This is a genomic window from Bacillus sp. FSL K6-0073 (genome assembly GCF_038006085.1).
Classification (GTDB): Bacteria; Bacillota; Bacilli; order Bacillales; family Bacillaceae_G; genus Bacillus_A; species Bacillus_A cereus.
This window is the reverse complement of record NZ_JBBOUN010000001.1, coordinates 5,254,587-5,281,216: the sequence shown is the minus strand read 5'-3', so window position 1 is coordinate 5,281,216 and position 26,630 is coordinate 5,254,587. Positions and strand designations below refer to the sequence as shown.

The window sequence follows — 26,630 nt, the reverse complement described above, 5'->3', positions numbered from 1 at the left end:
GGCGAGGGGGAGACGGAGATGCATTTTAAATTGTCAGAAGAACATGAAATGATAAGAAAAATGGTTCGAGATTTTGCTAAAAATGAAGTGGCACCAACAGCAGCTGAGCGTGATGAAGAAGAGAGATTTGATCGAGAGTTATTTGATCAAATGGCAGAGCTTGGTTTAACTGGTATTCCATGGCCTGAAGAGTACGGCGGAATTGGAAGCGATTACTTAGCGTACGTAATCGCTATTGAAGAATTATCTCGCGTTTGTGCTTCAACAGGTGTAACACTGTCCGCGCATACTTCACTTGCGGGATGGCCAATTTTTAAATTTGGGACGGAAGAGCAAAAGCAAAAGTTTTTACGACCGATGGCTGAAGGGAAGAAAATTGGTGCATATGGCTTAACGGAGCCAGGATCTGGATCGGATGCTGGTGGAATGAAGACAATCGCAAAGAGAGATGGCGATCATTATATTTTAAATGGATCAAAAATTTTCATTACAAATGGCGGTATTGCTGATATTTATGTTGTTTTTGCGCTAACTGATCCTGAATCGAAGCAGCGCGGTACGAGTGCATTTATTGTAGAAAGTGATACACCGGGATTTTCAGTTGGGAAGAAGGAGAGCAAGCTAGGGATTCGCTCTTCACCAACGACTGAAATTATGTTTGAAGATTGCCGTATTCCTGTAGAGAATCTACTTGGAGAAGAGGGGCAAGGGTTTAAAGTTGCGATGCAAACATTAGATGGAGGTCGTAACGGTATTGCGGCGCAAGCTGTTGGTATTGCACAAGGGGCTTTAGATGCTTCTGTAGAATATGCAAGGGAGCGCCATCAATTTGGAAAACCAATTGCGGCGCAGCAAGGGATTGGCTTTAAACTTGCGGATATGGCAACAGATGTAGAAGCGGCACGCCTCTTAACATATCAAGCGGCTTGGCTTGAATCAGAAGGGCTTCCGTATGGAAAAGAATCAGCGATGTCAAAAGTATTTGCAGGAGATACAGCGATGAAGGTGACGACTGAAGCGGTGCAAGTATTTGGTGGTTACGGTTATACGAAAGATTATCCAGTAGAGCGTTATATGCGAGATGCAAAGATTACACAAATATATGAAGGAACACAAGAGATTCAGAGGCTTGTAATTTCTCGTATGTTAACGAAGTAGGAACGAAAGCGTAGGTATTTTCCTACGCTTTTTCCTTCCAAAAAATAATAGAGAGGTGAAGGGAATGGTTAAACATAATGTGCATGCATCGGTGAAAGATGAAAAATTAGTTGCGTTAAGACGTGAACAAATGATTAAAGGTGCGGTGCAACTGTTTAAACAAAAAGGATTTCCGCGTACAACAACGAGAGAGATTGCAAAAGCGGCTGGGTTTAGTATAGGGACACTTTATGAGTACATTCGTACCAAAGATGATGTTTTATATTTAGTTTGTGATAGTATATATGAACATGTAAAAGAAAGATTAGAGGAAGTAGTGTGTACAGAAAAAGGGAGTATAGAAAGTTTAAAGATAGCAATAACGAATTACTTTAAAGTGATGGACGAATTACAGGAAGAAGTATTGATAATGTATCAAGAGGTACGCTTTTTACCGAAAGAATCACTTCCGTATGTATTAGAAAAGGAGTTTCAAATGGTAGGAATGTTCGAGAATATTTTAGAACAGTGTACGGAAAATGGAACATTTACATTAAATAAAAAAGAAATACAGCTTCTTGCGCATAATATTTTTATACAAGGACAGATGTGGGGATTTAGACGCTGGGCGCTGCAAAAACTGTATACGCTCGAAGAATATACAGAAATGCAAATTAGGTATGTATTGCAAGGGGCCCATATGCTTCCGAAATAAGGAACAGACAAATTATAATTTTACTACCCTATAAAAGTTTCCCGTTTTTTTTGTAGCATATTTGTGCGACTTTTGTTTATAATGAATAGTATGGATTTTTTTAAGCAGGCCGTTATATATAAGGTTATATTTGATGAAAGGAAGTGCCGCATAAGTGGATTTTAAGCAATATTCACCAGAAGAGCTAAAAGAATGTTCAATGATTGAAGTTGTACATAGCGTTTTAGGGGATAAAAAACAAGCAACGACATTCAACGAGTTGGTTCAAGAAATCGCTCAAGTGCTGGGACTATCTCAAGAGCAAGTTAATGCGAAAATCGCACAATTTTATACAGACTTAAACATCGATGGACGTTTCATTAATTTAGGAGAAAATCGTTGGGGACTACGCAGCTGGTACCCATATGAGCAAATTGATGAAGAAATCTTGCCTCAACCAAAACCGAAGAAGAAACGTAAAGTTGAAGAAGACGGTTTTGACGACTACATTGAAGAAGACGAAGATGACTTCGACGATGCAGACGTAATTGAAGAAGAAGACGATGTAGAAGATTTGGACAAAGTTCTTGAAGAAGAAGACGGAGATGACGACGATCTTGATGATTTAGACGAAGATGACGACGACTTCGCTGAAGAAGAACTTGAGTATGATGAAACTGAAGAAGAAGAAGAGGAAGAACTGTAGTTCTTGACTTTTCATTATCGTCCATGTAGAATCATTTTTGGGCTCTTTAAAAAAGGACGATAATACTTTTAAAGTGTAAATATAAAAGAAAATTGCTCCCTACTTATTACTTTTTGTGATGAGGGGAGCAATTTTCTTTTTTGTTTTTTGTTTAGAAAATAAAAAGAGTCTAACAATAAGATGGATACAGTGTTATCTACATACGTTGCGCTTTGCAACGGTGATTATATAACAGCAAAATAGAAGGGAGCTTTTTCATGACTAAGTATATTTTTGTAACAGGCGGTGTAGTATCGTCTTTAGGAAAAGGTATTACAGCAGCATCTCTTGGAAGACTTTTAAAAAATCGCGGTTTAAACGTAACGATTCAAAAGTTTGATCCATACATTAACGTAGACCCAGGGACTATGAGCCCATATCAACACGGTGAGGTATTCGTAACAGATGATGGCGCAGAAACTGACTTAGACCTTGGTCACTATGAGCGTTTCATCGACATTAACTTAAACAAATACAGCAACGTAACAACAGGTAAAATTTACTCTTCAGTTCTTCAAAAAGAGCGTCGCGGTGAATATTTAGGAGGAACAGTTCAAGTTATTCCTCACATTACTAACGAAATTAAAGAGCGCGTATATCGTTCTGGCCGTGAAACAAATGCGGATGTTGTTATTACAGAAATCGGTGGAACAGTTGGTGATATCGAGTCTCTACCATTCTTAGAAGCAATCCGTCAAATTAAGAGCGACATCGGTCGTGACAATGTAATGTACATTCACTGTACGTTAATCCCGTACTTAAAAGCAGCGGGTGAAATGAAGACAAAACCAACACAACATAGTGTTAAAGAACTTCGTAGCTTAGGTATTCAGCCAAACATTATCGTTGTTCGTACAGAAATGCCTGTTTCTCAAGATATGAAAGACAAGCTTGCATTATTCTGTGACATTGATACAAAAGCAGTTATCGAAGCTCGCGATGCAGATACTTTATATGCGGTTCCATTATCTCTTCAAGAACAAAACATGGACCAAATCGTTTGTGACCACTTAAAATTAGACAATCAAGCTGCAGATATGACAGAGTGGACTGCGCTAGTTAACAAAGTGCGTAATCTTTCTAAGAAAACAAAAATCGCTCTTGTTGGTAAATATGTAGAACTTCAAGATGCTTATATTTCTGTTGTAGAAGCACTTCGTCATGCTGGTTACTCATTCGACACAGATGTAGAAGTAAAATGGGTAAATGCTGAGCACGTAACAGCAGAAAACGTAAAAGAATTAGTTGGCGATACAGATGGTATCCTTGTACCAGGTGGCTTCGGCGATCGTGGTGTAGAAGGGAAAATCGTTGCGATTCAATATGCTCGTGAAAACAAAGTTCCATTCTTAGGAATTTGCTTAGGTATGCAACTTGCATCAATCGAATTCGCACGTAATGTATTAGGTTTAGAAGGTGCTAACTCTTCTGAAATCAACCCTGACACACCATATGCAATCATCGACTTATTACCAGAACAAAAAGATGTAGAGGACCTAGGTGGTACACTTCGTCTTGGTCTATACCCATGTAAGCTTGCTGAAGAAACCAATGCTTACAATGCTTATAATGAGCCGGTTGTATATGAGCGTCATCGTCATCGTTATGAGTTCAACAACCAGTTCCGTCCGGATATGGAAAAAGAAGGATTTGTATTCTCTGGTACAAGCCCAGACGGCCGTCTAGTTGAAATCATTGAATTAAAAGACCATCCTTGGTTCGTGGCAGCACAGTTCCACCCAGAACTTGTTTCTCGTCCAAACCGTCCACAACCATTGTTCCATGACTTCGTAAGAGCTTCTATTACGAATAAAGAGAGCAAGTAATAAAAAAAGCGCCTGAAATAAGGCGCTTTTTTTAATATTCATTTAACATTTCATCGATTGTGAATTTGATTCCGTGATAAGCAAATAAAGCTACTATTAAACTTGGGAATCCGTAGCGATTACCTTCATCATCTGGAATAAGACCTTTTAACAGTTTTGTATCAATATGTACGTCTGTATATCGTTCGAGTGATTCCGTACCTTCTTGAAGAGCAGAAATGCCGACAATAGAGTGTCCCTCTTCTTGTAGTTTTTTTGCAATTTCTACAACCGCTTCATCTGTTGAAAAACGGCTAATAAGAAGTACACGATCCGCAGAGGTTACTTCTGCTTCTTTACCATTTTCAAATAAGCGTTTTGCTTGCTTCATTGGTTCAGCACCGAATAGTGCCTCGGCAACAACGCCCTCCATTTCATTTGTACCATGTAAATAAATGAAACCATCGCCAACTAGTGCTTGAGCAAGTAAACGAGCGCTATCTTCTATATTCATTTCTTCTTTTTGAGAAACTCTGGAGAAATAACCACTTAATTGAGTTGAAAAAATTTTTAACATAATGTTACTCCCTTCGTACGTGTTTGCCGGCTTTCATTATAGTTTATTTTTTTAGAAAGGTGAAATCGTAGGGTAGCATAACAAAATAGGAAACGGTAAAATAAGAAAGAATAGGAAGGAATTTGCCAAAGAATAGCGAAAATAAATCGTTAAGATATAAGAAGCTTTAAATCTTGTACTTACACAGAAAGGTTGGGAATTATGGAAGGTAAAATTTTAATCGTTGATGATCAATATGGGATTCGTGTGTTATTACATGAAGTGTTCCAAAAAGAAGGTTATCAGACATTCCAAGCAGCAAATGGATTTCAAGCTTTAGATATCGTGAAAAAAGATAATCCAGATTTAGTAGTGTTAGATATGAAAATTCCAGGCATGGATGGTATAGAGATTTTAAAGCATGTAAAAGAAATTGATGAGAGTATTAAAGTAATTTTAATGACTGCTTATGGAGAGCTTGATATGATCCAAGAAGCAAAAGATTTAGGTGCTTTAATGCATTTTGCTAAACCATTTGATATTGATGAAATTCGTCAAGCTGTGAGAAATGAGCTCGCTGTAGAGGCGTAAAAATGAATTTTTTATAAAAAATATGGAAAAAAGCGTTTACATGGACTATTGTGCAGGTGAATACGGTTGAGTTTTTGAGTACAAGTTGTTATCCTATTGAGTGTAGAAAAAAGTCCGGTATGTATATATACATATTTTACCTTATTCTGGTCATACTACCAGCGATAAGAACTTATCGGATACAAAAAACGTTTTTTAGGAGGATTCACCATGCCTTTAGTTTCTATGAAAGAAATGCTAAACAAAGCACTAGAAGGAAAATACGCAGTTGGTCAATTCAACATGAACAACTTAGAGTGGACTCAAGCTATCTTAGCTGCTGCGGAAGAAGAAAAATCTCCTGTAATCCTAGGTGTATCTGAGGGTGCAGCTCGTCATATGACTGGTTTCAAAACAGTTGTAGCTATGGTTAAAGCTTTAATCGAAGAAATGAACATCACTGTTCCTGTAGCGATTCACCTTGATCATGGTTCAAGCTTCGAAAAATGTAAAGAAGCAATCGATGCAGGTTTCACATCTGTAATGATCGACGCTTCTCACCACCCATTCGAAGAAAACGTTGAAACTACTAAACAAGTAGTAGAATACGCACACGCTCGTAACGTATCTGTTGAAGCTGAGCTTGGAACAGTTGGCGGACAAGAAGACGACGTAATCGCTGAAGGCGTAATTTACGCTGACCCAGCAGAGTGTAAGCACCTTGTTGAAGCAACAGGTATCGATTGCCTAGCTCCAGCTTTAGGTTCTGTACACGGTCCTTACAAAGGTGAGCCTAACTTAGGATTCGCTGAAATGGAACAAGTTCGTGACTTCACTGGCGTACCTTTAGTATTACATGGTGGTACTGGTATCCCAACTGCTGATATCGAAAAAGCTATCTCTTTAGGTACTTCAAAAATCAACGTAAACACTGAGAACCAAATCGAGTTTACAAAAGCTGTTCGTGAAGTATTAAACAAAGACCAAGAAGTTTACGATCCTCGTAAATTTATCGGACCTGGCCGCGACGCTATCAAAGCAACTGTTATTGGTAAAATTCGCGAATTCGGTTCTAACGGTAAAGCGTAAGAATAAAATTCCGTTTTGGAAACCGTCTAGTCTTTTAGACGGTTTCCTTTCGTTGTATAATGAAAGCGTGAACAAGTCTAAAGATTTTATCATTTTTGTTTTTAAATAGAAAATAATGTGCATAGTCCTATTAATAAATGTGATAACGTATCTAAATTGATAAAGTGAATTCGATGAATAGTTGATCTTTATCTATTCGTGCTACAGGAGAAATGAAGATAATGGTTTCCTATTTATTGAGTTTTGGGATGGAAAGAGTAATTGAGATTCTTAAGGGGAGCTTTCTATAAAAAGATAGAAAGTAAATACATTCACAAGAAGGGAGCTCAATATGGAAAAATTGCTAATTGAAGGCGGAAGAGCTTTAAATGGAACAATTCGAGTAAGTGGTGCAAAGAACAGTGCCGTTGCATTAATTCCAGCGACAATTTTAGCAGATACTCCAGTAACTATTGGTGGTGTCCCTAATATTTCGGACGTGAAAATGTTAGGAGACTTACTAGAGGAAATTGGAGGGAAAGTAACTTATGGACAGGAGGAGGAGATGGTAGTCGATCCTTCTAACATGGTTGCAATGCCTTTGCCAAATGGAAAAGTGAAAAAATTGCGCGCTTCTTATTATTTAATGGGTGCAATGCTTGGCCGTTTTAAAAAAGCTGTTATTGGGCTTCCGGGTGGATGTCATTTAGGACCGAGGCCGATTGATCAGCATATTAAAGGGTTTGAAGCGCTAGGTGCACATGTTACGAATGAACAAGGTGCCATCTATTTAAGAGCAGATGAGCTACGCGGGGCACGTATTTATTTAGATGTTGTTAGTGTAGGAGCTACGATTAATATTATGCTAGCAGCTGTACGAGCAAAAGGTAGAACTGTTATTGAAAATGCAGCGAAAGAGCCCGAGATTATTGATGTAGCTACATTGTTAACAAGCATGGGGGCACGTATTAAAGGTGCTGGTACAGATGTAATCCGAATAGATGGTGTGGACTCTTTACATGGTTGTCACCATACTATCATCCCAGATCGTATTGAAGCTGGTACGTATATGATTCTAGGAGCTGCATCAGGAGGAGAAGTAACGGTTGATAATGTTATTCCTCAGCATTTAGAATCAGTTACTGCAAAGCTAAGAGAAGCTGGTGTTCAAGTTGAAACGAACGATGATCAAATTACGGTGAACGGTAATAGAAAGTTAAAAGTAGTTGATATCAAAACGCTTGTATATCCAGGTTTTCCAACGGATTTACAACAGCCGTTTACGACGCTTTTAACAAAGGCGCACGGGACGGGAGTTGTAACAGATACAATTTACGGTGCCCGTTTCAAACACATTGATGAATTACGTCGTATGAATGCTCAAATTAAAGTAGAGGGTCGTTCGGCAATTGTAACTGGTCCTGTGTTACTGCAAGGTGCAAAAGTGAAGGCGAGTGATTTACGAGCAGGAGCGGCACTTGTTATTGCAGGTTTAATGGCAGATGGAATTACAGAAGTAACAGGACTTGAGCATATTGATCGAGGTTATGAGAATATAGTGGACAAGCTTAAAGGGCTTGGAGCAAACATTTGGCGAGAACAAATGACAAAGCAAGAAATTGAAGAAATGAAGAACGCATAAGTGATACTTCCGCAAGGGGGAAGCGAAGCATCACTACTTGCGGAAGTACACTTTATAGAAAAACACGGTTCACAAAATACGGCAGAAATATAAAGACTTAAAGGAGAGGGATTATCGTGGAAAGAAGTTTATCTATGGAGTTAGTACGTGTAACAGAGGCTGCAGCTTTATCATCAGCGCGTTGGATGGGGCGCGGGAAAAAGGATGAGGCAGACGGTGCAGCAACATCAGCTATGCGTGATGTATTTGATACAATTCCGATGAAGGGTACAGTTGTAATTGGTGAAGGTGAGATGGATGAAGCACCAATGCTATATATCGGAGAGAAATTGGGTACAGGATATGGACCACGTGTAGACGTTGCGGTTGATCCTTTAGAAGGGACAAACATCGTAGCAGCTGGTGGCTGGAATGCTCTTGCTGTTATTGCAATTGCAGACCACGGTAATTTGTTACATGCCCCTGACATGTACATGGATAAAATCGCGGTTGGCCCGGAAGCAGTTGGGGCGGTCGATATTGATGCGCCTATTATTGATAACTTACGTGCAGTTGCGAAAGCGAAAAATAAAGATATTGAAGATGTTGTAGCGACAGTTTTAAATCGTCCACGTCATCAAGAAATTATCGAAGAAATTCGTAAAGCTGGTGCTCGCATTAAATTGATTAATGATGGAGATGTAGCTGGAGCGATTAATACAGCGTTTGATCGTACAGGTGTAGATATTTTATTTGGATCTGGTGGAGCACCTGAAGGTGTATTAGCAGCAGTTGCTTTAAAATGTTTAGGTGGAGAAATTCACGGAAAACTATTGCCACAAAACGAAGCTGAATTAGCACGTTGTAAAAAAATGGGCATAGAAGACATTAATCGTATCCTTCGTATGGAGGACTTAGTAAAAGGTGACGATGCAATCTTTGCAGCAACAGGCGTAACAGATGGAGAACTATTACGCGGTGTTCAATTTAAAGGTAGCGTAGGAACAACGCAATCCCTTGTTATGCGCGCAAAATCAGGCACAGTTCGCTTCGTAGATGGTCGTCATAGCTTAAATAAAAAACCGAACTTAGTTATTAAATAAAAAGTGCAAGCGGCTCGTTCAGAATCGCAGGGCATTGGAGCTCTCGACCTTGAAGCGCTCTTTGCTTCGAGTGAGAGAGTGAAATGACCGGAGATTCTAGCCGCTGGAACTGGATTAAGTAAAAAGCGTAAGCAGCTTGTTCAGAATGGGAGGGGGATGGAGCTTCTGACGAAGAGGCGCTTTTTGCCTCGCAGGAAGAAGTGAAGCCACCGACCATTCTAGCTGCTGAAGCTGGATTAAGTAAAAAGCGGAGGTGGCTTGCTCAGAAGGGGAAGGCATTGGAACTCCTGACGAAGAGGCGTTTTGTGCCTCGCAGGAAGGGGTGAAATGACTGACCCTTCTAGACACCGGAGCTGGATTAAATAAAAAGTGCAAGCGGCTCGCTCAGAAAGGTTAAAATGGTCGACTTTTCTAACTATCGGAGCTGGAACTAAATTAAATAAGAAGCGAAGACAAATTTTCTTGTCTTCGCTTCTTGTATTTGTGTTCCAACGTATTGATTAAAACTAGATAAAAGGGTTACAATAGTGAATATTACCCTACTTGAACTTATTGCCTTTCATTATTAATTATTTGCCTTCCGTATTTTTTCCCTTTACCCATGAAAAAAGAGAATAACGTTAAAGTGTGGTGTCTGAATGAATTTGTCAATTGCAGCATTAGAAAACATGAAATTAAAAGAGTTATACGAGCTTGCGAAAGAATTTAAGATTTCGTATTATAGCAAGTTAACGAAAAAAGAGTTAATTTTTTCCATTTTGAAAGCTCGAGCAGAAAAAGAAGGTTTCTTTTTCATGGAAGGCGTATTAGAAATTATTCAATCAGAAGGATTTGGATTCCTACGTCCTATCAACTATTCTCCAAGCTCAGAAGATATTTATATCTCAGCTTCGCAAATTCGTCGTTTCGATTTACGTAATGGAGACAAGGTTTCTGGTAAAGTACGACCTCCGAAAGAAAATGAACGCTATTTTGGGTTATTACAAGTTGAAGCTGTAAACGGAGATGATCCAGATTCAGCAAAAGAGCGTGTGCATTTCCCTGCATTAACACCATTATACCCAGATCGCCAAATGAAATTGGAAACGGAACCGAAAAAGTTACCGACACGCATCATGGATTTAATCGCACCAGTTGGATTTGGACAACGTGGTTTAATTGTTGCGCCTCCAAAGGCTGGTAAAACAAGTCTATTAAAAGAAATCGCGCATAGTGTTACAACAAATCATCCGGAAGCAGAATTAATTGTACTTTTAATTGATGAGCGTCCAGAGGAAGTAACAGACATTGAACGTTCTGTTAAAGGAGATGTTGTAAGTTCTACTTTTGATGAAGTACCAGAAAATCATATTAAAGTAGCTGAGCTTGTGTTAGAACGTGCGATGCGTCTTGTAGAGCACAAGAAAGATGTTATCATTTTAATGGATAGTATTACCCGTTTAGCTCGAGCTTACAACCTCGTTATTCCACCAAGTGGTAGAACATTATCAGGTGGTATCGATCCAGCTGCCTTCCATAGACCGAAGCGTTTCTTTGGAGCTGCACGTAATATTGAAGAAGGCGGTAGCTTAACAATTTTAGCAACAGCCCTTGTTGATACAGGATCCCGTATGGACGATGTTATTTACGAGGAATTTAAAGGAACTGGAAATATGGAACTTCACTTAGATCGTTCATTAGCTGAACGTCGTATCTTCCCGGCGATCGATATTCGCCGTTCTGGTACACGTAAAGAAGATCTATTAATTCCAAAAGAACATTTAGACAAGTTATGGGGCATTCGTAAAACAATGCGTGATACACCAGACTTCGTTGAAAGTTTCTTACGTAAGCTTCGTCAAACTAAGACAAATGAAGAGTTTTTACAAAACATTGTTGCAGACTCAAAAAGGTATGTAACAACTAAGTAAAGGGAAAAATCAGGACTCGCTTATTTTATAGTAAGCGAGTTTTTTATGCTGTTTAGGTGATATTAAAGAGAGAGATAAGTGAGAGAACCTTAGCCAGTCAGAGCTAAACGAGCCGTCTCCACTTTAAGATAATATCCAGCTCCAGCGGCTAGAATGGTCGGTGGCTTCGCGTCTTCCTACGAGGTAAAAAGCACCTCTACGTCAGAAGCTCCATCCCCCCTCCCATTCTGAACGAGCCGCGTGCGCTTTAAGGTGATATCGAGCTCCAGCGGCTAAAATCTCCGGTCATTTTGCTCTCTCGCATGAAGCAAAAAGCGCTTCAAGGTCGAGAGTTCCAATGCCCTGCGATTTTGAACGAGCCGCTTCTGCTTTTAAATGATATCCAGTTCCGGTGGCTAGCTCTTCGCATCTAAGAACCTTCCGCCCGAAAGGTAAAAAGCACCTTTAGGGCGAAAGAACCTTAACTGGTCAGAGCTGAGCGAGCCACCTCCACTTTAAATTTAATATCCAGCTCCAGCGGCTAGAATGGTCGGTGGCTTCGCGTCTTCCTACGAGGCAAAAAGCGCCTCTACGTCAGAAGCTCCATCCCCCTCCCATTCTGAACGAGCCGCTTGCGCTTTTAAAATTAAAAAGACAAAAACAGGTAGTTGCAAAATGAAGTTAGCCTTGTTATAATTTCATCATATGTGTTTCATCAATATAGTTGTGTATGCAGCTGAAGATGAAAAACTCTGTTTCGAAAATGATTCAGGGCGGAAGGAGATGAAAAGAATGAAAGCAGGAATTCACCCAGATTACAAGAAAGTTGTATTCATGGACACAAACACAGGCTTCAAATTCTTAAGCGGATCTACTAAAGGATCTAACGAAACTGTTGAGTGGGAAGATGGTAACACTTATCCATTACTAAAAGTTGAGATCAGTTCTGATTCTCACCCATTCTACACTGGACGTCAGAAGTTTGCTACTGCAGACGGACGCGTTGACCGCTTCAATAAGAAATACGGTCTTAAGTAATAAAAACATAAAACAGGCAAGTGTATGTATTCGCTTGTCTGTTTTTTTTGCGAAAATATTATACCTTTACCCTACTTTTAACTGAAAAGTAGATGAAAGGAGAGCTTCATGTACTTAATAAATCAAAATGGCTGGATTGAAGTGATTTGCGGTAGTATGTTTTCTGGCAAGTCAGAAGAGCTAATCCGCCGTGTGCGCCGTACGCAATTTGCAAAACAACATGCAATTGTATTTAAACCATGTATTGATAATCGATATAGTGAAGAAGATGTAGTATCACATAACGGATTAAAGGTAAAAGCAGTTCCTGTTTCAGCTTCAAAGGATATATTTGAACATATTACAGAAGAGCTGGATGTTATTGCAATCGATGAGGTGCAATTTTTTGATGGGGACATTGTGGAAGTGGTGCAAGTATTGGCAAATCGTGGCTATCGTGTCATTGTAGCTGGTTTAGACCAAGATTTCCGTGGTCTACCATTTGGACAAGTTCCTCAGCTGATGGCGATTGCTGAACATGTGACAAAACTACAAGCAGTATGTTCTGTATGTGGATCTCCAGCAAGTCGTACACAACGATTAATTGATGGAGAACCAGCGGCATTTGATGATCCAATTATTTTAGTTGGAGCTTCAGAATCGTATGAACCGCGTTGTCGTCATTGTCATGCAGTACCTGCAAACAAAGATAAGTAAAACTCGCTGCGCAAGGCGGGTTTTTTTCAAAATAGAGAGAATGAGCGGTGTGAGCCGCTTACGCTTTTAAATATATCTAGTTCTGGTGGCTAGCTCTTCGCATCTAAGAACCTTCCGCCCGAAAGGTAAAAAGCACCTTTAGGTCGAAAGAACCTTAGCTGGTCGGAGCTGAAAGAGCCACCGCCACTTTTAAATATAATTTGCGTTTTTTTGAGTAAGTACCATATACTATTTGTATTAGATACTAGGATGTAGAGGTGAATGATGTGTTAGATCGTTTGCAAGCTGTAGAAAATCGTTATGAGAAGTTAAATGAATTGTTAAGTGATCCAGCGATTATTAGTGATTCAAATAAGCTTCGTGAATATTCAAAGGAACAGTCTGATATACAGGAAACGGTAGAGGTGTATCGTGAGTATAAGGATGTTCGTGAGCAATTAAAAGATGCGAAAGCAATGTTAGAAGATAAGTTAGACGCAGAAATGCGTGAAATGGTAAAAGAAGAAGTTTCTGAGTTAGAATCACAAGATAAAACATTATCAGAGCGTCTGAAAATTTTACTTGTTCCAAAAGACCCTAATGATGATAAGAACGTTATCGTTGAGGTTCGTGGAGCTGCTGGTGGAGATGAGGCAGCTTTATTTGCTGGTGACTTATACCGTATGTATAGCCGTTACGCTGAGGTACAGGGCTGGAAAACGGAGATTATTGAGGCTAGCTATACAGAGTTAGGTGGATATAAAGAGATTATCTTTATGATTAATGGTAAAGGTGCTTTCGCGAAGCTGAAATTCGAGAATGGTGCTCACCGTGTACAACGTGTTCCTGAAACGGAATCTGGTGGACGTATTCATACATCTACAGCAACTGTAGCTGTATTACCAGAGGCAGAAGAAGTAGAAATTGATATTCATGAGAAAGATGTTCGTGTTGATACATTCGCTTCTAGTGGACCTGGTGGACAGAGCGTTAATACAACGATGTCAGCGGTGCGTTTAACGCATTTACCGACTGGTGTAGTTGTATCTTGTCAGGATGAGAAATCACAGATCAAGAATAAAGAAAAAGCGATGAAAGTATTACGCGCACGTGTTTATGATAAGTTTAGACAAGAAGCGCAAGCTGAGTATGATCAAAACCGTAAACAAGCTGTTGGTACGGGAGATCGTTCAGAGCGTATTCGTACGTATAACTTCCCGCAAAACCGTGTTACAGACCATCGAATCGGTTTAACGATTCAAAAGCTAGATCAAATCTTACAAGGTAAGTTAGATGATTTCATCAATGCCTTAGTGATGGAAGATCAGGCTCAAAAGATGGAGGCAGCTGAGTAATGCGTGTCTATGAAGCCCTGAAATGGGCTTCTTCTTTTTTACAGGAAAATGGACGAGATGAAAATGCGGGAGAAATTGTCCTTTGTCATGTATTAAAGGTGAACAGAACAGGATTACTTATGAATATGCGTGAAGAAATAACTGAGGATCAAGAGAAAAGCTTTACGGAGTTTATCCACAAGCATGTAGAAGGTATTCCTATTCAATATATGATTGGTTATGAAATGTTTTATGGACGGTCTTTCTTTGTGAATGAAGAAGTATTAATACCAAGACCGGAAACAGAAGAGCTTATAGTGGGAGTATTAGAAAGAATCGAGCGCCATTTTGGTGATGAGAAACTACATGTAGCAGATATAGGTACAGGTAGTGGAGCGATTTCTATTACGCTTGCTTTAGAAAATGAAAATCTTCATGTTTATACAGTAGATATTGCACAAGAGTCGATTGAAGTTGCAAAAGAAAATGCAAAAGCTTTAGGTGCAGAAGTAACGTTCTATCACGGTGATTTATTGTCACCATTTCATAAAACGGGTCAAAAGCTAGATGTTGTTGTTTCAAATCCTCCATATATACCGGAAGAGGATTGGCGTGGTCTTTCTCCTGTTGTGAAAGAGCATGAGCCGAAGAGAGCACTTGTTGGTGGTGAAGACGGATTAGATTTCTATCGCCGTTTTATGGAAGAATTGCCGAATGTGTTGCAGAAGAAAGCGATTGTGGCGTTTGAAATTGGAGTAGGACAAGGTGAGGATGTAAAAAGATTGTTACAACAAGCTTTTCCACATGCTCATGTTGAGGTTGTTTTCGATATTAACGGAAAAGATCGTATGGTATTTGCAGAGATGGAGTAAGGTTCACACCTTACTCTATTTTTTTGTGGAAAAATTCATATAGATTTTGAATTTAATAGTTTAGAAAGATGAAAGTCTGTCCACACTGTTTGTAGAAGGGACGGTGGAGAAAATGAAAAAACAAGTTATTGCTTATCTTCTTATACTATTAATTGGTGCACAGTTACTTGTGCAGTTTGGATATATGAAAGCTGATGCGAAAGGGCCTTCAGTTATTCCGAAAGAGGCCGTTCGATTAAGAATTTTAGCAAATAGTGATTCAGATAAAGACCAGGCATTAAAGCGTAAAGTGCGTGATGAAGTAAAAGCACAAATTGATGGATGGGTAGCGGATTTAACTTCATTTGAAGAGGCACGCAAAGTAATTCAAAGTCATATTCCAGAAATCGAGGAAACGGTGGAAAATACGTTAAAAAGAGAAGGAAGTAAAGATTCATTTCAAGTGAAATTTAGTAAGAATGTAAAGTTTCCTACAAAGGTATATGGGAATTTTATTTATCCAGCAGGAGAATATGAAGCAGTATTAATCACAATTGGAGAAGGTGAAGGGGCGAACTGGTGGTGTGTATTATTTCCACCAATGTGTTTCTTAGATTTTTCGAGCGGGACAGCTGTAAGAAAAGAAGAGCACGTTGTGAAGGCGGAATCTCCTGAAGAGGAGCAGGTGAAACAACTAGATGAGGAAGTAATAGATAAAGAAGAGAAGAAAGTAGATAAGGTAAAAGAAACGAAAGCTGTAAAGCAGGAAGTAGTAAAAAAAGTAACAGCTTCTGAAAAGAAAGTAGTAAAAAATGAAACAAAAGTCGAAGAGCAGCCTGTAAGTAAAGAAGAAATAAAAACTGTGGAAAAAGTGGAGAAACCTGTGGAGAAAAAACAAGAAAAACAAAATGAGTATGTAAAAGTAGAAGAGGAAGAAGAAAAGCCAGAAGTTAAATTGTTTATTGTAGAGGCTTTTACATCTTTATTCTCTAAATAGTACTATTAATAAATCCCTCTTCATATATAAAAATGAGGAGGGATTTATTATGAAGAAAGTGTATTTTGCTACGAAAGCAGATGTGGAAAGATTACATTCTTTTTTCGGACAAGCTAATAAAAAAGATGATAAAATAAATGAGTTGTACGCACAATTTATGATTTTGGAAGAAGCGGAAGAAATACGAGCTGTAATTGGTTATGAACAAAGTGGGGAAGATGTGCTTATTCGTTCTTGTTTATTCACACCTCATGTGGATAAACAGACTTTCTTATATTTTTTTGAAATGTTTTTGCAGTATATGAAAGAAAAAAGTGTTCAACAATTGTACTTACTAACAAATCATCCACAATCTGTACCGATCTTTCAGTTTTTTGACTTTTTTACTATAGAAAAGGATGAGGTTCCAGAGGGAATTCAACAGCTAGAACATTTTTGTAAAAATATAAAAGAGCAGAATGCAATAATACTAAATTGTCAGCTATTCACAAAGTTATCCACGGATTAATTAGGTTTATCCACATTTTGTGGATAAACCTTGTTTGTCTTTTGGATAAATCTCATAGTAAACTAAAAATAGACAAGTATTTAAGGGTAGAAAAGGACGTGGAAAAAAATGCATACAAACATGTGGGTTGTGGATAATGTTGTGGAAAGAAAAAAATATTATCCACAGTTACAAGAAGCAGCAAAATTATTAAGAGAAAATGAGGCGGTGGCTTTCCCTACGGAAACAGTATATGGGTTAGGGGCAAACGCGATGGATGATGAAGCAATCGCGAAAATTTTCGAAGCGAAAGGAAGACCGAGTGATAATCCACTCATTGTCCACATAGGTACAAAATCTCAGTTAGATGGGATTGTGAAAGAAATTCCACCAGTTGCAGAGAAGTTAATGGCGCATTTTTGGCCAGGACCATTAACAATTATTTTGCCGAGAAAAGAAGGGATTTCAGAGAAGGTGACAGCAGGACTTAATACGGTTGGAGTAAGAATGCCTGATCATCCAATTGCACTTGCTCTTATTGAAGAGGCGAATGTACCTGTTGCAGCACCAAGTGCGAATCGTTCAGGGCGTCCAAGTCCAACATTAGCTTCTCACGTATATGAAGATTTGAATGGGAAGATTGCAGGTATTGTTGATGGTGGTGCAACTGGAGTAGGCGTTGAATCAACTGTAATTGATTGTACAAGCGCGATTCCAACAATATTACGTCCAGGTGGGATTACGAAAGAACAATTAGAAGCGGTGATAGGTACTGTTTCTTTAGATCCAGCTTTAAAGGATGAGAAGGAAAAACCGAAATCGCCTGGAATGAAATACACACATTATGCCCCGAAAGCACCACTTAGTATTGTTGAGGGCTCACGTGAGTTTATTCAGCATCTTGTGGATGAGAAAAAGGAAGAAGGATTTAAAGTAGGCGTATTAACGACAGAAGAGTATCAGCATGTATATAGTGCAGATGTTATATTATCTTGTGGTGTTAGAAGTGACTTAGCTAGTGTTGCGACTAAATTATATGATGTACTTAGAACATTTGATGCAAGTGAAGTGGATGTTATTTTTAGTGAGTCATTCCCTAATGAAGGAATAGGAAATGCAATTATGAATCGTTTAACAAAAGCGGCAGGACATCATATTATTATTGAATGATAAGGTAAGATTAGCAAACAGAATATTTCTCCTTGGATAAGCATATTGTGAAGTAGCACGTCCAAGGAGGGGCATGAATGACGTTTGAACAGCTAATACCTTTAATAATTATGGCATTCGCCTTAGGGATGGATGCGTTCTCGGTGAGTCTTGGTATGGGGATGATACCCCTAAAGTTAAGACAAATCCTGTATATTGGTATGACGATAGGGATATTTCATATTATTATGCCGTTTATAGGAATGGTACTAGGTCGTTTTTTATCAGAGAAGTATGGAGATATCGCACATTTTGCGGGTGCTATTTTATTAATCGGACTAGGGTTTTATATCGTATATTCGAGCATTTTACAAAATGAAGAGACTAGAACAGCCCCTATTGGAATTAGTTTATTCGTATTTGCATTTGGCGTCAGTATAGATAGTTTCTCAGTAGGACTTAGTCTTGGTATTTATGGGGCACAAACAATTATTACGATTTTACTTTTTGGATTTGTTAGCATGTTATTAGCGTGGATGGGTTTATTAATTGGGAGACATGCGAAAGATATGCTCGGTACATATGGTGAGATAGTAGGGGGTATCATTTTAGTTGGGTTTGGATTATATATCCTTTTTCCTATATAATTTTATGTAGGAGGGAATTATGAACAAGCTATTGGAATGGTATGTTAAATTTTTAACCTTCTATCCTCGATGGCTAAGAAGGCTTATAATTTGGGGTATTATTTTGCAAATTTCGATGTTAGGTTGGATTAAGTTAATTCGTGAATGGTGAGATAGTTCCTTTCTGTGAATATTTTGTTTGTACTATATTTATTGCGCTAAAAATTACAGATATAGAAAGGATGAGATGAATGACGAGATTGAAGCAAGTTTTTGGTATTATTATTAGTTTTTTTGTTTTTTGGTTTAGTATGCTCGGTGTACAAATGTTTGCTGAGTTTTTAGATATTGAGTCATTGAAATTTGTTGCGGGAAAGACTGAGGCGGCGCGTGCCTTTTACTCTCCGTACCCGTTTTTAATTGTTTTTCTTATTACATTGCTTTCCCTATACTTCTTCGTAATTAAGCTAGGGAAGCCGAAAAAAGAGAAAATGCCTACTTTAGAGGAAAAGAAGGAAGAATTACAATGAGAAAATCCCCTGCTAAAAAGCAGGGGATTTTATATTTGAGTGATGGGAGGAATCTAGCCGTCTTGCTTTTAAATATATCCAGCTCCAACGGCTAGAATGGTCGGTGGCTTCGCGTCTTCCTGCGAGGCAAAAAGCGCCTCTACGTCAGAAGCTCCATCCCCCTCTCATTCTGAGCGAGCCGCTTCCGCTTTTAGATATTATCCAGTTCCAGTGGCCAGCTCTTCGCATCTAAGAACCTCCCGCACGAAAGGTAAAAAGCACCTTTTGTGCGAGAGAACCTTAGCTGGTCAGAGCTAAACGGGCCACTTCCACTTTTAAACTGGCCTAACCAATTCAAATTGTTCTCCTAATTTTGCATAGTTGTGTCCTGCTAGGCGGCTTATTGGTTTGAGTCCTTCGGCGTGAATGCGCCCTTTTTCATATAGATGTTCGGCAACGTGGAAACGAACGACGCGTCCAATTAGTAGATCACAAGCTGGTGAGTCTTCCGTTCCGCCAAGTGGAATTGCACGTTCTAATACGCATTCCATTCGAATATTTGCTTCTTTTACACCTGGAACAGAGATGACTTCACTTTCGATTGGGGTTAGTTTTGCTAGTTCAATTTCACTTTCATTTGGCGGGAGGTTAGCTGCTGTTTCGTTAATTGCTGCTACATATGATTCGTCAGAAATATGTACGACAAATTCTCCTTTTTCAATTGCGTTTCGGGAAGTGTCCTTTCTTTCTCCGACTTTTCGTTGTACAGATACTGAGATAAGTGGTGGATTAGCAGCGACAATATTGAAATAACTATATGGTGCTCCGTTTAGTACGCCTTCTTTTGTTACAGAAGTAACGAATGCGACAGGACGAGGGATGATACTTCCAGTAAGTAATTTGTAATTATCTTTTTCAGTTTGTTCATTTGGATTAATGGATAACATGCTTGTAATCCCCTTTCTAAATATGAATACTTATTGTTTGTTTACAAGATAACGATGAGAAAATCCTGCTGGAAATAATATTTTGTTTCATAAAAAGAACTTACTTCAATTGTAATGAAGTAAGTTCTTTTTTCAAGAATCTCAAATTTGAGATAAAAATTAAAGTAAAACGTATGCCCCAGGTCCGATTAAAGCTACACCAACAGCGACAGCGATTAACATTAAGTTATATTCATATCCGTTTTGGGTTACCCAGTAACCATTTTTTCCGTGAACAGTGAAGATAGCCATTAACATTGTTCCAATGATAAATAATGAACCAACTACAATGAAAATACCTGATGCAAATAAGAAACCACCTAGTAATTCAGTTGCGCCAGCCATAAATGCCATAAATACACCAGGACGTAAACCGATTGACTCCATCCAGCCACCTGTTCCTTTTAAACCGTAACCGCCGAACCAACCAAATAATTTTTGAGCACCATGACCCATGAATGTAATTCCTATAATAAGACGAATAATAAGTAGACCGAAATCCATCATTTTTAAAAACCTCCTAAAAGTTATTAACTTACCTTACGTAAGTAATAATAAAATAGTTACTTACTTTAGTCAAGTGGATTTTGAAAAAAGTTTGAATTAAATTTTACAAATTAACAACAAAAAATAAAATGTAGTAAAGACCTCTAGACAAGTTGGGCAAAAAAAGAGAAAATATAAATAGAAGTTAACTTCTAATTGTTATTCAGACAATCAGAATTGACTGGAATTTTGTGAAGCGCTACAATAAGAGTCTATTAGTAATGACGTAATTTATTTCGAAAGCGTTTTTACAGTATAATATTCGAAGTATGAAGTCTTACATGTATCCCGAGCTTTACTAGGGATTGCCCTATAAACTTTTAGGTAAATTATAAGGAGGACTATCCTATGTTTAAAAAATTATTCGGTCTTGGTTCAAAAACAAATGAAGAAACAATCGTAGCTCCATTAACTGGAGCAGTGAAAAATATTGAAGAAGTACCAGATCCAGTATTTGCTGGTCGTATGATGGGTGACGGTGTTGCAATCGATCCTACTGAAGGTGTAGTTGTATCTCCAGTTGATGGTGAAATCGTACAATTATTCCACACAAAACATGCTATTGGAATTAAAGCGAAAAACGGTACAGAAATTTTAATCCACGTTGGATTAGAAACTGTAAAAATGGAAGGCGAAGGATTCGAAGCTCACGTTTCTGAAGGCCAAGCTGTAAAAGCTGGAGATAAATTAATCTCATTCGACTTAGAATTAATCCGTGAAAAAGCGAAAAGCACAATTACTCCAATTGTTATTACAAACACAGATGCAGCTGAGTCTATTAAGACAACTGTAGGCGTAGCAGCTACAAAAGGTTCAACAGAAGTAATGAAAGTTACAATGAAATAAGTACAATATAAGAGGAATCCGTTTCGTATGAAATGGATTCCTTATTTTTGTTGCATGTTCAGCATGTATGTTAAAATACTCTAGGCACTTGGAAATAGGGTTTCACATATATGTGGATAAGGCGCATTTTTCTTAGAAAAAATATAAGAGAAATGCGCCTTTTGTATATTCACATTTCTTTTGTTCTATTCTAATGTAAGTTATGATGAATGGTAAGAAATCGAATATAGGGGTGGGTTTGAATGAAACGAGTGTTATTTGTTTGTACTGGCAATACATGTCGTAGTCCAATGGCTGAGGCGTTGCTTCGTCATCACGGAGGAGATAAGTTTGAAGTGCAATCTGCTGGTGTTTTCGCCTATCCTGGGAGCGATGCATCGGTACATGCGAAGGAAGCTTTAGCTGAAAAAGGAATTTTAATTGATCATGCGGCGCAGCAAGTAAATGAAACTTTGCTTGATTGGGCTGATATTGTCGTAACGATGACAGAAAACCATAAGCAAATTGTACTTGGGCATTATCCGAGCGTTGAAAAGAAATTAAATACGTTATATGGATTAACTGAAGGTATAGGCAAGGACATTTCAGATCCATTTGGAGGCTCGCTTTCTATTTATAAAGAAACGTTAGATGAGATGGAAAAACTTGTACAAACTTTACTGAAAAAACATTCAGTAGGTTGATGTTTCGTGTATAATACGATATTGGAGATCACTTCTTCCTATGTGAGGTAGCGAGTGTGAAATGAAGATAATTGATTGAAAATTTGGAGGGGTAAAAATGAAAGTAGTAATAGCATCTGATCACGGCGGTATGAATATCCGCAAAGAACTTGTAAGTTTATTAGAAGAGTTAAATATTGAATATATTGATTTAGGTTGTGAATGTGAAGCTGGTTCTGTTGATTACCCTGACTTTGCGTTTCCAGCAGCTGAAATGGTAGCGAATGGTGAAGTGGATCGTGGTATTTTAGTTTGTGGGACAGGCATTGGTATGTCAATCGCAGCAAACAAAGTAAATGGTATCCGTTGTGCGTTAGTTCATGATACTTTCAGCGCGAAAGCAACGAGAGAGCATAATGACACTAACATGCTAGCGATGGGCGAGCGTGTAATTGGTGCTGGTCTAGCGCGTGATATCGCGAAAATCTGGTTAACAACTGACTATGAAGGTGGTCGTCACGAAAACCGCGTAGGAAAAATTAAAACATACGAAACAAAGTAATAGATTCTAACTATCAGTAGTGTGAAATATAATTTGGTGAACCAACCTGTGAAAGGAAGAGGCGTAATGACAGAAATCGTAAAGGTAAGAGAACAGCTACAAATGTCGCTTTCTGATTTCCAAGAACAAGCTTCATTACAAAGCGGTCAAATTTTTGTAGTGGGTTGTAGCACGAGCGAAGTGCTAGGCGAAAGAATTGGAACATCAGGAACGATGGAAGTAGCAGAGGCGATTTTCTCTGAGTTAAAACAATTTCAAGAGCAAACAGGTATTGAATTAGCGTTTCAATGTTGTGAGCATTTAAACCGTGCTTTAGTAGTTGAGAGAGAAGTAGCGATAAAATATCAATTTGAAATTGTAACAGTTACGCCTGTTAGATCAGCAGGTGGTGCATTGGCGACATACGCGTATCATAATTTGAAAGATCCGGTAGTAGTTGAGTTTATTAAAGCTGATGCAGGAATGGATATTGGTGATACATTTATCGGTATGCATTTAAAGCATGTAGCTGTTCCGGTTCGTACAAGTGTGAAGGCAATTGGAAGTGCGCATGTAACGATGGCCAAAACACGTGGAAAACTAATTGGTGGAGCGCGTGCTGTCTATGCGGCAGTGGAAGAGACTACCACTTGCCGTTAAATATGAGAAATTAGGAAGTCATATAGTAACTGTTTATCATAAGATAAAAGGTATGTTGTCTGACTTTATAATAGAAGAAAGAAAAGACCGATTTTCGGTCTTTTTTTTCTTTTATGATATAGAAAGTCATGTTAGAATGTAGTTGAAAACATGAAGGTTCGAAAGAATTACAACCTGAATTTTCGTTTTTTCTGAATAAATAAGAAAAAACTGTTGGGAATCGATGTAATTCGTTCAGAAAAGGGGGATTTTGGTGGATCATTTAAAACGTCAAGATGAAAAGGTATTTGCTGCAATTGAGGCAGAACTAGGAAGACAGCGTTCAAAGATTGAGTTAATTGCTTCGGAAAACTTCGTAAGTGAAGCAGTAATGGAGGCACAAGGTTCTGTTTTAACGAATAAGTATGCTGAAGGATATCCTGGAAAACGTTACTATGGTGGCTGTGAACACGTAGACGTAGTAGAAGATATCGCACGTGATCGCGTGAAAGAAATTTTCGGCGCAGAGCACGTAAATGTTCAACCACACTCTGGTGCACAAGCGAACATGGCAGTATACTTTACGATTTTAGAGCAAGGCGATACAGTACTTGGTATGAACTTATCTCATGGTGGTCACTTAACACACGGAAGCCCTGTTAACTTCAGTGGAGTACAATATAATTTCGTAGAATATGGCGTGGATGCTGACTCTCACCGTATTAATTACGATGATGTATTAGCAAAAGCGAAAGAACATAAACCAAAATTAATCGTTGCAGGTGCAAGTGCATACCCTCGTGTTATCGATTTCAAGCGATTCCGTGAGATTGCAGATGAAGTGGGCGCTTATTTAATGGTTGATATGGCACATATCGCTGGTTTAGTAGCTGCTGGTTTACACCCAAATCCAGTACCACATGCACATTTCGTTACAACGACAACACATAAAACGTTACGTGGTCCGCGTGGTGGTATGATTTTATGTGAAGAGCAATTTGCAAAACAAATTGATAAATCAATCTTCCCTGGTATTCAAGGTGGTCCACTTATGCACGTAATCGCTGCAAAAGCTGTTGCATTTGGTGAAGCACTTCAAGATGATTTCAAAACATATGCACAAAATATCATTAACAATGCGAACCGCTTAGCTGAAGGTCTTCAAAAAGAAGGACTTACACTTGTTTCTGGCGGAACAGACAATCACTTAATCTTGATTGATGTTCGTAACTTAGAAATCACAGGTAAAGTAGCAGAGCACGTATTAGATGAAGTTGGTATTACAGTGAACAAAAATACAATTCCATTTGAAACAGCAAGCCCATTTGTAACAAGTGGTGTACGTATCGGTACAGCAGCTGTAACATCTCGTGGTTTCGGTTTAGAAGAAATGGATGAAATTGCGTCACTTATTGCTTATACATTAAAAAATCATGAAAATGAAGTTGCATTAGAAGAAGTACGTAAGCGTGTAGAAGCGTTAACTAGCAAATTCACAATGTATCCAAATCTATAATAGATTGAAGAAGACTGCCGAGACTTAATTGTTTTGGCGGTCTTTTTTGTGGACATATATTATTTTTAAAGTATGTATACAAATGATGAATAAATTTTGGCGATATAATGAAGGATACAGCTCCCATAATTGGTAAAGATACTAGATAGATTCATCGTAAAATCATGATTTTGCCAAATTTGCCCTTGAATATTAGTAGCGTTTTCTTTACAATCGTAAATAGTGTAAAAAAGCGTGCAAACGCATGAATATCATCTAAAGGAGAGATTCACATGGGAAAACTGTATGTATTTGATCACCCGTTAATTCAACATAAGATTACATATATTCGCGATAAGAATACAGGTACGAAAGATTTTCGTGAATTAGTGGACGAAGTAGCAAGTTTAATGGCTTTCGAAATTACTCGCGACCTTCCACTTAAGGACATTGAAATTGAAACACCTGTAAGCAAAGCGACAACAAAAGTGATCGCTGGTAAAAAACTTGGTTTAATTCCGATTTTACGTGCAGGTTTAGGAATGGTTGATGGAATTCTGAAATTAATTCCAGCAGCAAAAGTAGGACACGTTGGTTTATACCGTGACCCTAAAACATTGCAACCGGTAGAATACTATGTGAAACTTCCAACGGATGTAGAAGAGCGTGACTTTATCGTACTAGATCCGATGCTAGCAACAGGTGGTTCTGCGGCTGAAGCAATTAACTCTCTGAAAAAGCGCGGTGCGAAACAAATTAAATTAATGTGTATCGTTGCAGCTCCAGAAGGGGTAAAAGTAGTACAAGAAGAACATCCTGATGTTGATATTTATGTAGCAGCATTAGATGAGAAATTAAATGACCACGGATATGTAGTACCAGGTCTTGGTGATGCTGGTGACCGTTTATTCGGAACGAAGTAAGACAACTGACGAGCAGGGGAGATTCCCCAGCTCGTCTTTTTTGTTGTAAGCAAGTAGGGGAGGGGGAGAGGATAAATATACATCGTATATACAACATAAGTTGCATACACCTCACATATAATATAGAAGTCTTACGTCTGAGGAACACTATATTATGGAAGAAAAGCGTTATATCTCGAAAATATAATAGTGACAAACTTGTGAACATTTCCTTCTATTATAAAGAGAAAACTGTTAGAAATTGCATATATGTAACCAGTATTTAGAAGGGGAACGTTTTCATTTTTGGGAGGAAATGCCTAATACTCAAATTTTTAGATTTTTTACGATTTCTCGTTGACACTGTTAATACCCTATTGTATGCTAACAACGGGGATAGATGGTAGGGCTTTCAGTGACAAAATTACATCTATTCCGTGACGAAAATGTAAACTTTTTGTTTTGTATAGGATTTATGCAAAAAAATGAGTTATTATTAACACATCGTGAATGAGGGTTACATATTGGAGGGATGAATCCTTGCAAAAAAACGATCGCAGCCATATAAAAGCTTATGCTTTAATGTCAGGTATTCTTGCTCAATTAGTCGGTTCTATTCTTGTTGGAATCTTTGGTGGGCAGTGGATTGATAATAAGGTTGGAACGTTTCCGTTGTTTCTTATTATAGGGTTATTACTCGGACTAGGAACAGGGGTATACGCAATGATTCGACTCATTCGACATTACTATTCGGGAGAGCAATGATGATAGACGTACATGGACTTGTCCAAAGACAAAAGAAATATATGTACTACTTGCTTGCGCTTCTAGTGCTAGGATGGGGATTTACCTCTTACAAGGATGTATTTCTTGGACTGATTATCGGGACGATTTTCAGTTTTCTTAGTTTGCGCATCATTGCACGTAGAACAGACAAGCTGCTAGATCGCGTAACAAATGGAGAAAACGTGAAGTTCAAGGCAACAGCGGTAAGTACATATTCAAGATTCGCCACGATTGGGTTATTAATTTTATTTGCAGCCAAATATCAAGAGTTAATCGCGATGTGGGGCCTAGGTGTAGGATTGCTGACAGGATACCTTGTCATGATCATAGATTTTCTTTATTTAGAGTATAAGAGCAGGGAAGAGAGGTGAAT

General features: G+C 38.4%; 31 protein-coding genes. 28 read left to right on the top strand and 3 right to left on the bottom strand.

The window, feature by feature from the left end:
* Positions 1–18: 18 nt before the first annotated feature.
* The 4 genes from acdA to pyrG all read left to right on the top strand — a co-directional run bounded on the left by acdA (position 19) and on the right by pyrG (position 4,402).
* Positions 19–1,158: an acyl-CoA dehydrogenase AcdA gene (gene acdA / locus MHB52_RS27395; protein ID WP_000545543.1), complete on the top strand. Its 1,140-nt coding sequence runs from the start codon at positions 19–21 to the stop codon at positions 1,156–1,158.
* Between the two features lie 64 nt (positions 1,159–1,222).
* Positions 1,223–1,852 (top strand): TetR/AcrR family transcriptional regulator, encoded by a 630-nt coding sequence (locus MHB52_RS27390; RefSeq protein WP_000238599.1) that lies wholly within the window; start codon positions 1,223–1,225, stop codon positions 1,850–1,852.
* 154 nt (positions 1,853–2,006) lie between these two features.
* On the top strand, positions 2,007–2,537 hold the full coding sequence (gene rpoE / locus MHB52_RS27385) for a DNA-directed RNA polymerase subunit delta (RefSeq protein ID WP_000346277.1): 531 nt from the start codon (positions 2,007–2,009) through the stop codon (positions 2,535–2,537).
* A gap of 257 nt (positions 2,538–2,794) precedes the next feature.
* On the top strand, positions 2,795–4,402 hold the full coding sequence (pyrG, locus tag MHB52_RS27380; protein ID WP_000170462.1) for a CTP synthase: 1,608 nt from the start codon (positions 2,795–2,797) through the stop codon (positions 4,400–4,402).
* 31 nt (positions 4,403–4,433) lie between these two features.
* Here the strand turns inward: pyrG and MHB52_RS27375 are convergent, their stop codons facing one another.
* Positions 4,434–4,958, bottom strand: a complete 525-nt coding sequence (locus MHB52_RS27375; RefSeq protein ID WP_000912402.1) for a DUF2529 domain-containing protein — start codon at positions 4,956–4,958, stop codon at positions 4,434–4,436.
* 201 nt (positions 4,959–5,159) lie between these two features.
* Here MHB52_RS27375 and spo0F point away from each other — a divergent pair, with 201 nt between their 5' ends.
* The 15 genes from spo0F to MHB52_RS27300 all read left to right on the top strand — a co-directional run bounded on the left by spo0F (position 5,160) and on the right by MHB52_RS27300 (position 18,875).
* Positions 5,160–5,528 carry a sporulation initiation phosphotransferase Spo0F gene (gene spo0F / locus MHB52_RS27370; protein WP_000398594.1) on the top strand — a complete coding sequence of 123 codons (369 nt, stop codon included), beginning with the start codon at positions 5,160–5,162 and terminating at the stop codon, positions 5,526–5,528.
* Between the two features lie 210 nt (positions 5,529–5,738).
* Positions 5,739–6,596 (top strand): class II fructose-bisphosphate aldolase, encoded by an 858-nt coding sequence (locus MHB52_RS27365; protein WP_001131855.1) that lies wholly within the window; start codon positions 5,739–5,741, stop codon positions 6,594–6,596.
* Positions 6,597–6,927: 331 nt separating this feature from the next.
* Positions 6,928–8,217 carry a UDP-N-acetylglucosamine 1-carboxyvinyltransferase gene (gene murA, locus MHB52_RS27360; protein WP_000413254.1) on the top strand — a complete coding sequence of 430 codons (1,290 nt, stop codon included), beginning with the start codon at positions 6,928–6,930 and terminating at the stop codon, positions 8,215–8,217.
* A gap of 116 nt (positions 8,218–8,333) precedes the next feature.
* On the top strand, positions 8,334–9,299 hold the full coding sequence (glpX, locus tag MHB52_RS27355; protein WP_000442340.1) for a class II fructose-bisphosphatase: 966 nt from the start codon (positions 8,334–8,336) through the stop codon (positions 9,297–9,299).
* A 638-nt stretch (positions 9,300–9,937) separates the two neighbouring features.
* Positions 9,938–11,209: a transcription termination factor Rho gene (rho, locus tag MHB52_RS27350; RefSeq protein ID WP_001053903.1), complete on the top strand. Its 1,272-nt coding sequence runs from the start codon at positions 9,938–9,940 to the stop codon at positions 11,207–11,209.
* A gap of 771 nt (positions 11,210–11,980) precedes the next feature.
* Positions 11,981–12,226: a type B 50S ribosomal protein L31 gene (locus MHB52_RS27345; protein WP_000643433.1), complete on the top strand. Its 246-nt coding sequence runs from the start codon at positions 11,981–11,983 to the stop codon at positions 12,224–12,226.
* Positions 12,227–12,334: 108 nt separating this feature from the next.
* The gene (locus MHB52_RS27340) at positions 12,335–12,922 is read left to right on the top strand and encodes a thymidine kinase (RefSeq protein ID WP_000280859.1); all 588 of its coding nucleotides are present in this window, start codon (positions 12,335–12,337) and stop codon (positions 12,920–12,922) included.
* Positions 12,923–13,188: 266 nt separating this feature from the next.
* Entirely contained in the window at positions 13,189–14,256 is a 1,068-nt protein-coding gene (gene prfA, locus MHB52_RS27335) for a peptide chain release factor 1 (RefSeq protein ID WP_000887064.1), read from the top strand.
* A complete protein-coding gene (gene prmC, locus MHB52_RS27330; protein WP_001267055.1) occupies positions 14,256–15,107 on the top strand; it encodes a peptide chain release factor N(5)-glutamine methyltransferase in 852 nt (283 codons plus the stop codon). Before prfA ends, prmC begins: the two co-directional genes overlap by 1 nt.
* Before the next feature lie 112 nt (positions 15,108–15,219).
* Positions 15,220–16,083: a stage II sporulation protein R gene (gene spoIIR, locus MHB52_RS27325; RefSeq protein ID WP_061664293.1), complete on the top strand. Its 864-nt coding sequence runs from the start codon at positions 15,220–15,222 to the stop codon at positions 16,081–16,083.
* A 49-nt stretch (positions 16,084–16,132) separates the two neighbouring features.
* A complete protein-coding gene (locus tag MHB52_RS27320) occupies positions 16,133–16,591 on the top strand; it encodes a mechanosensitive ion channel protein (protein ID WP_000758437.1) in 459 nt (152 codons plus the stop codon).
* A gap of 108 nt (positions 16,592–16,699) precedes the next feature.
* On the top strand, positions 16,700–17,740 hold the full coding sequence (locus MHB52_RS27315) for an L-threonylcarbamoyladenylate synthase (protein WP_061664289.1): 1,041 nt from the start codon (positions 16,700–16,702) through the stop codon (positions 17,738–17,740).
* Between the two features lie 77 nt (positions 17,741–17,817).
* Positions 17,818–18,366: a manganese efflux pump MntP gene (locus MHB52_RS27310; protein WP_000142463.1), complete on the top strand. Its 549-nt coding sequence runs from the start codon at positions 17,818–17,820 to the stop codon at positions 18,364–18,366.
* 19 nt (positions 18,367–18,385) lie between these two features.
* Positions 18,386–18,517 (top strand): hypothetical protein, encoded by a 132-nt coding sequence (locus MHB52_RS27305; protein ID WP_001037636.1) that lies wholly within the window; start codon positions 18,386–18,388, stop codon positions 18,515–18,517.
* 79 nt (positions 18,518–18,596) lie between these two features.
* Positions 18,597–18,875: a DUF3935 domain-containing protein gene (locus MHB52_RS27300; protein ID WP_000197472.1), complete on the top strand. Its 279-nt coding sequence runs from the start codon at positions 18,597–18,599 to the stop codon at positions 18,873–18,875.
* 314 nt (positions 18,876–19,189) lie between these two features.
* On the opposite strand, the gene MHB52_RS27295 is transcribed toward MHB52_RS27300, so the two are convergent.
* Both MHB52_RS27295 and MHB52_RS27290 read right to left on the bottom strand, forming a co-directional pair.
* Complete coding sequence (locus MHB52_RS27295) at positions 19,190–19,801, bottom strand: flavin reductase family protein (protein WP_061664290.1); 612 nt, start codon at positions 19,799–19,801, stop codon at positions 19,190–19,192.
* A 159-nt stretch (positions 19,802–19,960) separates the two neighbouring features.
* Positions 19,961–20,347 (bottom strand): DoxX family protein, encoded by a 387-nt coding sequence (locus MHB52_RS27290; protein WP_000968615.1) that lies wholly within the window; start codon positions 20,345–20,347, stop codon positions 19,961–19,963.
* Positions 20,348–20,734: 387 nt separating this feature from the next.
* On the opposite strand from MHB52_RS27290, the gene MHB52_RS27285 reads away from it, so the two are divergent.
* The 9 genes from MHB52_RS27285 to MHB52_RS27245 all read left to right on the top strand — a co-directional run bounded on the left by MHB52_RS27285 (position 20,735) and on the right by MHB52_RS27245 (position 26,628).
* Positions 20,735–21,232 (top strand): PTS sugar transporter subunit IIA, encoded by a 498-nt coding sequence (locus tag MHB52_RS27285; protein WP_000473665.1) that lies wholly within the window; start codon positions 20,735–20,737, stop codon positions 21,230–21,232.
* Between the two features lie 242 nt (positions 21,233–21,474).
* Positions 21,475–21,915 (top strand): low molecular weight protein arginine phosphatase, encoded by a 441-nt coding sequence (locus MHB52_RS27280; RefSeq protein ID WP_000832369.1) that lies wholly within the window; start codon positions 21,475–21,477, stop codon positions 21,913–21,915.
* 97 nt (positions 21,916–22,012) lie between these two features.
* Positions 22,013–22,456: a ribose 5-phosphate isomerase B gene (gene rpiB, locus MHB52_RS27275; RefSeq protein WP_000869542.1), complete on the top strand. Its 444-nt coding sequence runs from the start codon at positions 22,013–22,015 to the stop codon at positions 22,454–22,456.
* Between the two features lie 66 nt (positions 22,457–22,522).
* Complete coding sequence (locus tag MHB52_RS27270) at positions 22,523–23,095, top strand: TIGR01440 family protein (protein ID WP_061664291.1); 573 nt, start codon at positions 22,523–22,525, stop codon at positions 23,093–23,095.
* A gap of 253 nt (positions 23,096–23,348) precedes the next feature.
* Complete coding sequence (glyA, locus tag MHB52_RS27265; protein WP_000349809.1) at positions 23,349–24,590, top strand: serine hydroxymethyltransferase; 1,242 nt, start codon at positions 23,349–23,351, stop codon at positions 24,588–24,590.
* 272 nt (positions 24,591–24,862) lie between these two features.
* Positions 24,863–25,492, top strand: coding sequence for a uracil phosphoribosyltransferase (gene upp / locus MHB52_RS27260; protein WP_000517539.1), 630 nt, complete (start codon positions 24,863–24,865; stop codon positions 25,490–25,492).
* Positions 25,493–25,871: 379 nt separating this feature from the next.
* A complete protein-coding gene (locus MHB52_RS27255; RefSeq protein ID WP_000232962.1) occupies positions 25,872–25,985 on the top strand; it encodes a DUF4024 domain-containing protein in 114 nt (37 codons plus the stop codon).
* Between the two features lie 26 nt (positions 25,986–26,011).
* Positions 26,012–26,236, top strand: coding sequence for an AtpZ/AtpI family protein (locus tag MHB52_RS27250; RefSeq protein ID WP_001171223.1), 225 nt, complete (start codon positions 26,012–26,014; stop codon positions 26,234–26,236).
* Positions 26,236–26,628 carry an ATP synthase subunit I gene (locus MHB52_RS27245; RefSeq protein WP_000567600.1) on the top strand — a complete coding sequence of 131 codons (393 nt, stop codon included), beginning with the start codon at positions 26,236–26,238 and terminating at the stop codon, positions 26,626–26,628. Before MHB52_RS27250 ends, MHB52_RS27245 begins: the two co-directional genes overlap by 1 nt.
* The last annotated feature ends 2 nt before the right edge of the window (positions 26,629–26,630 follow it).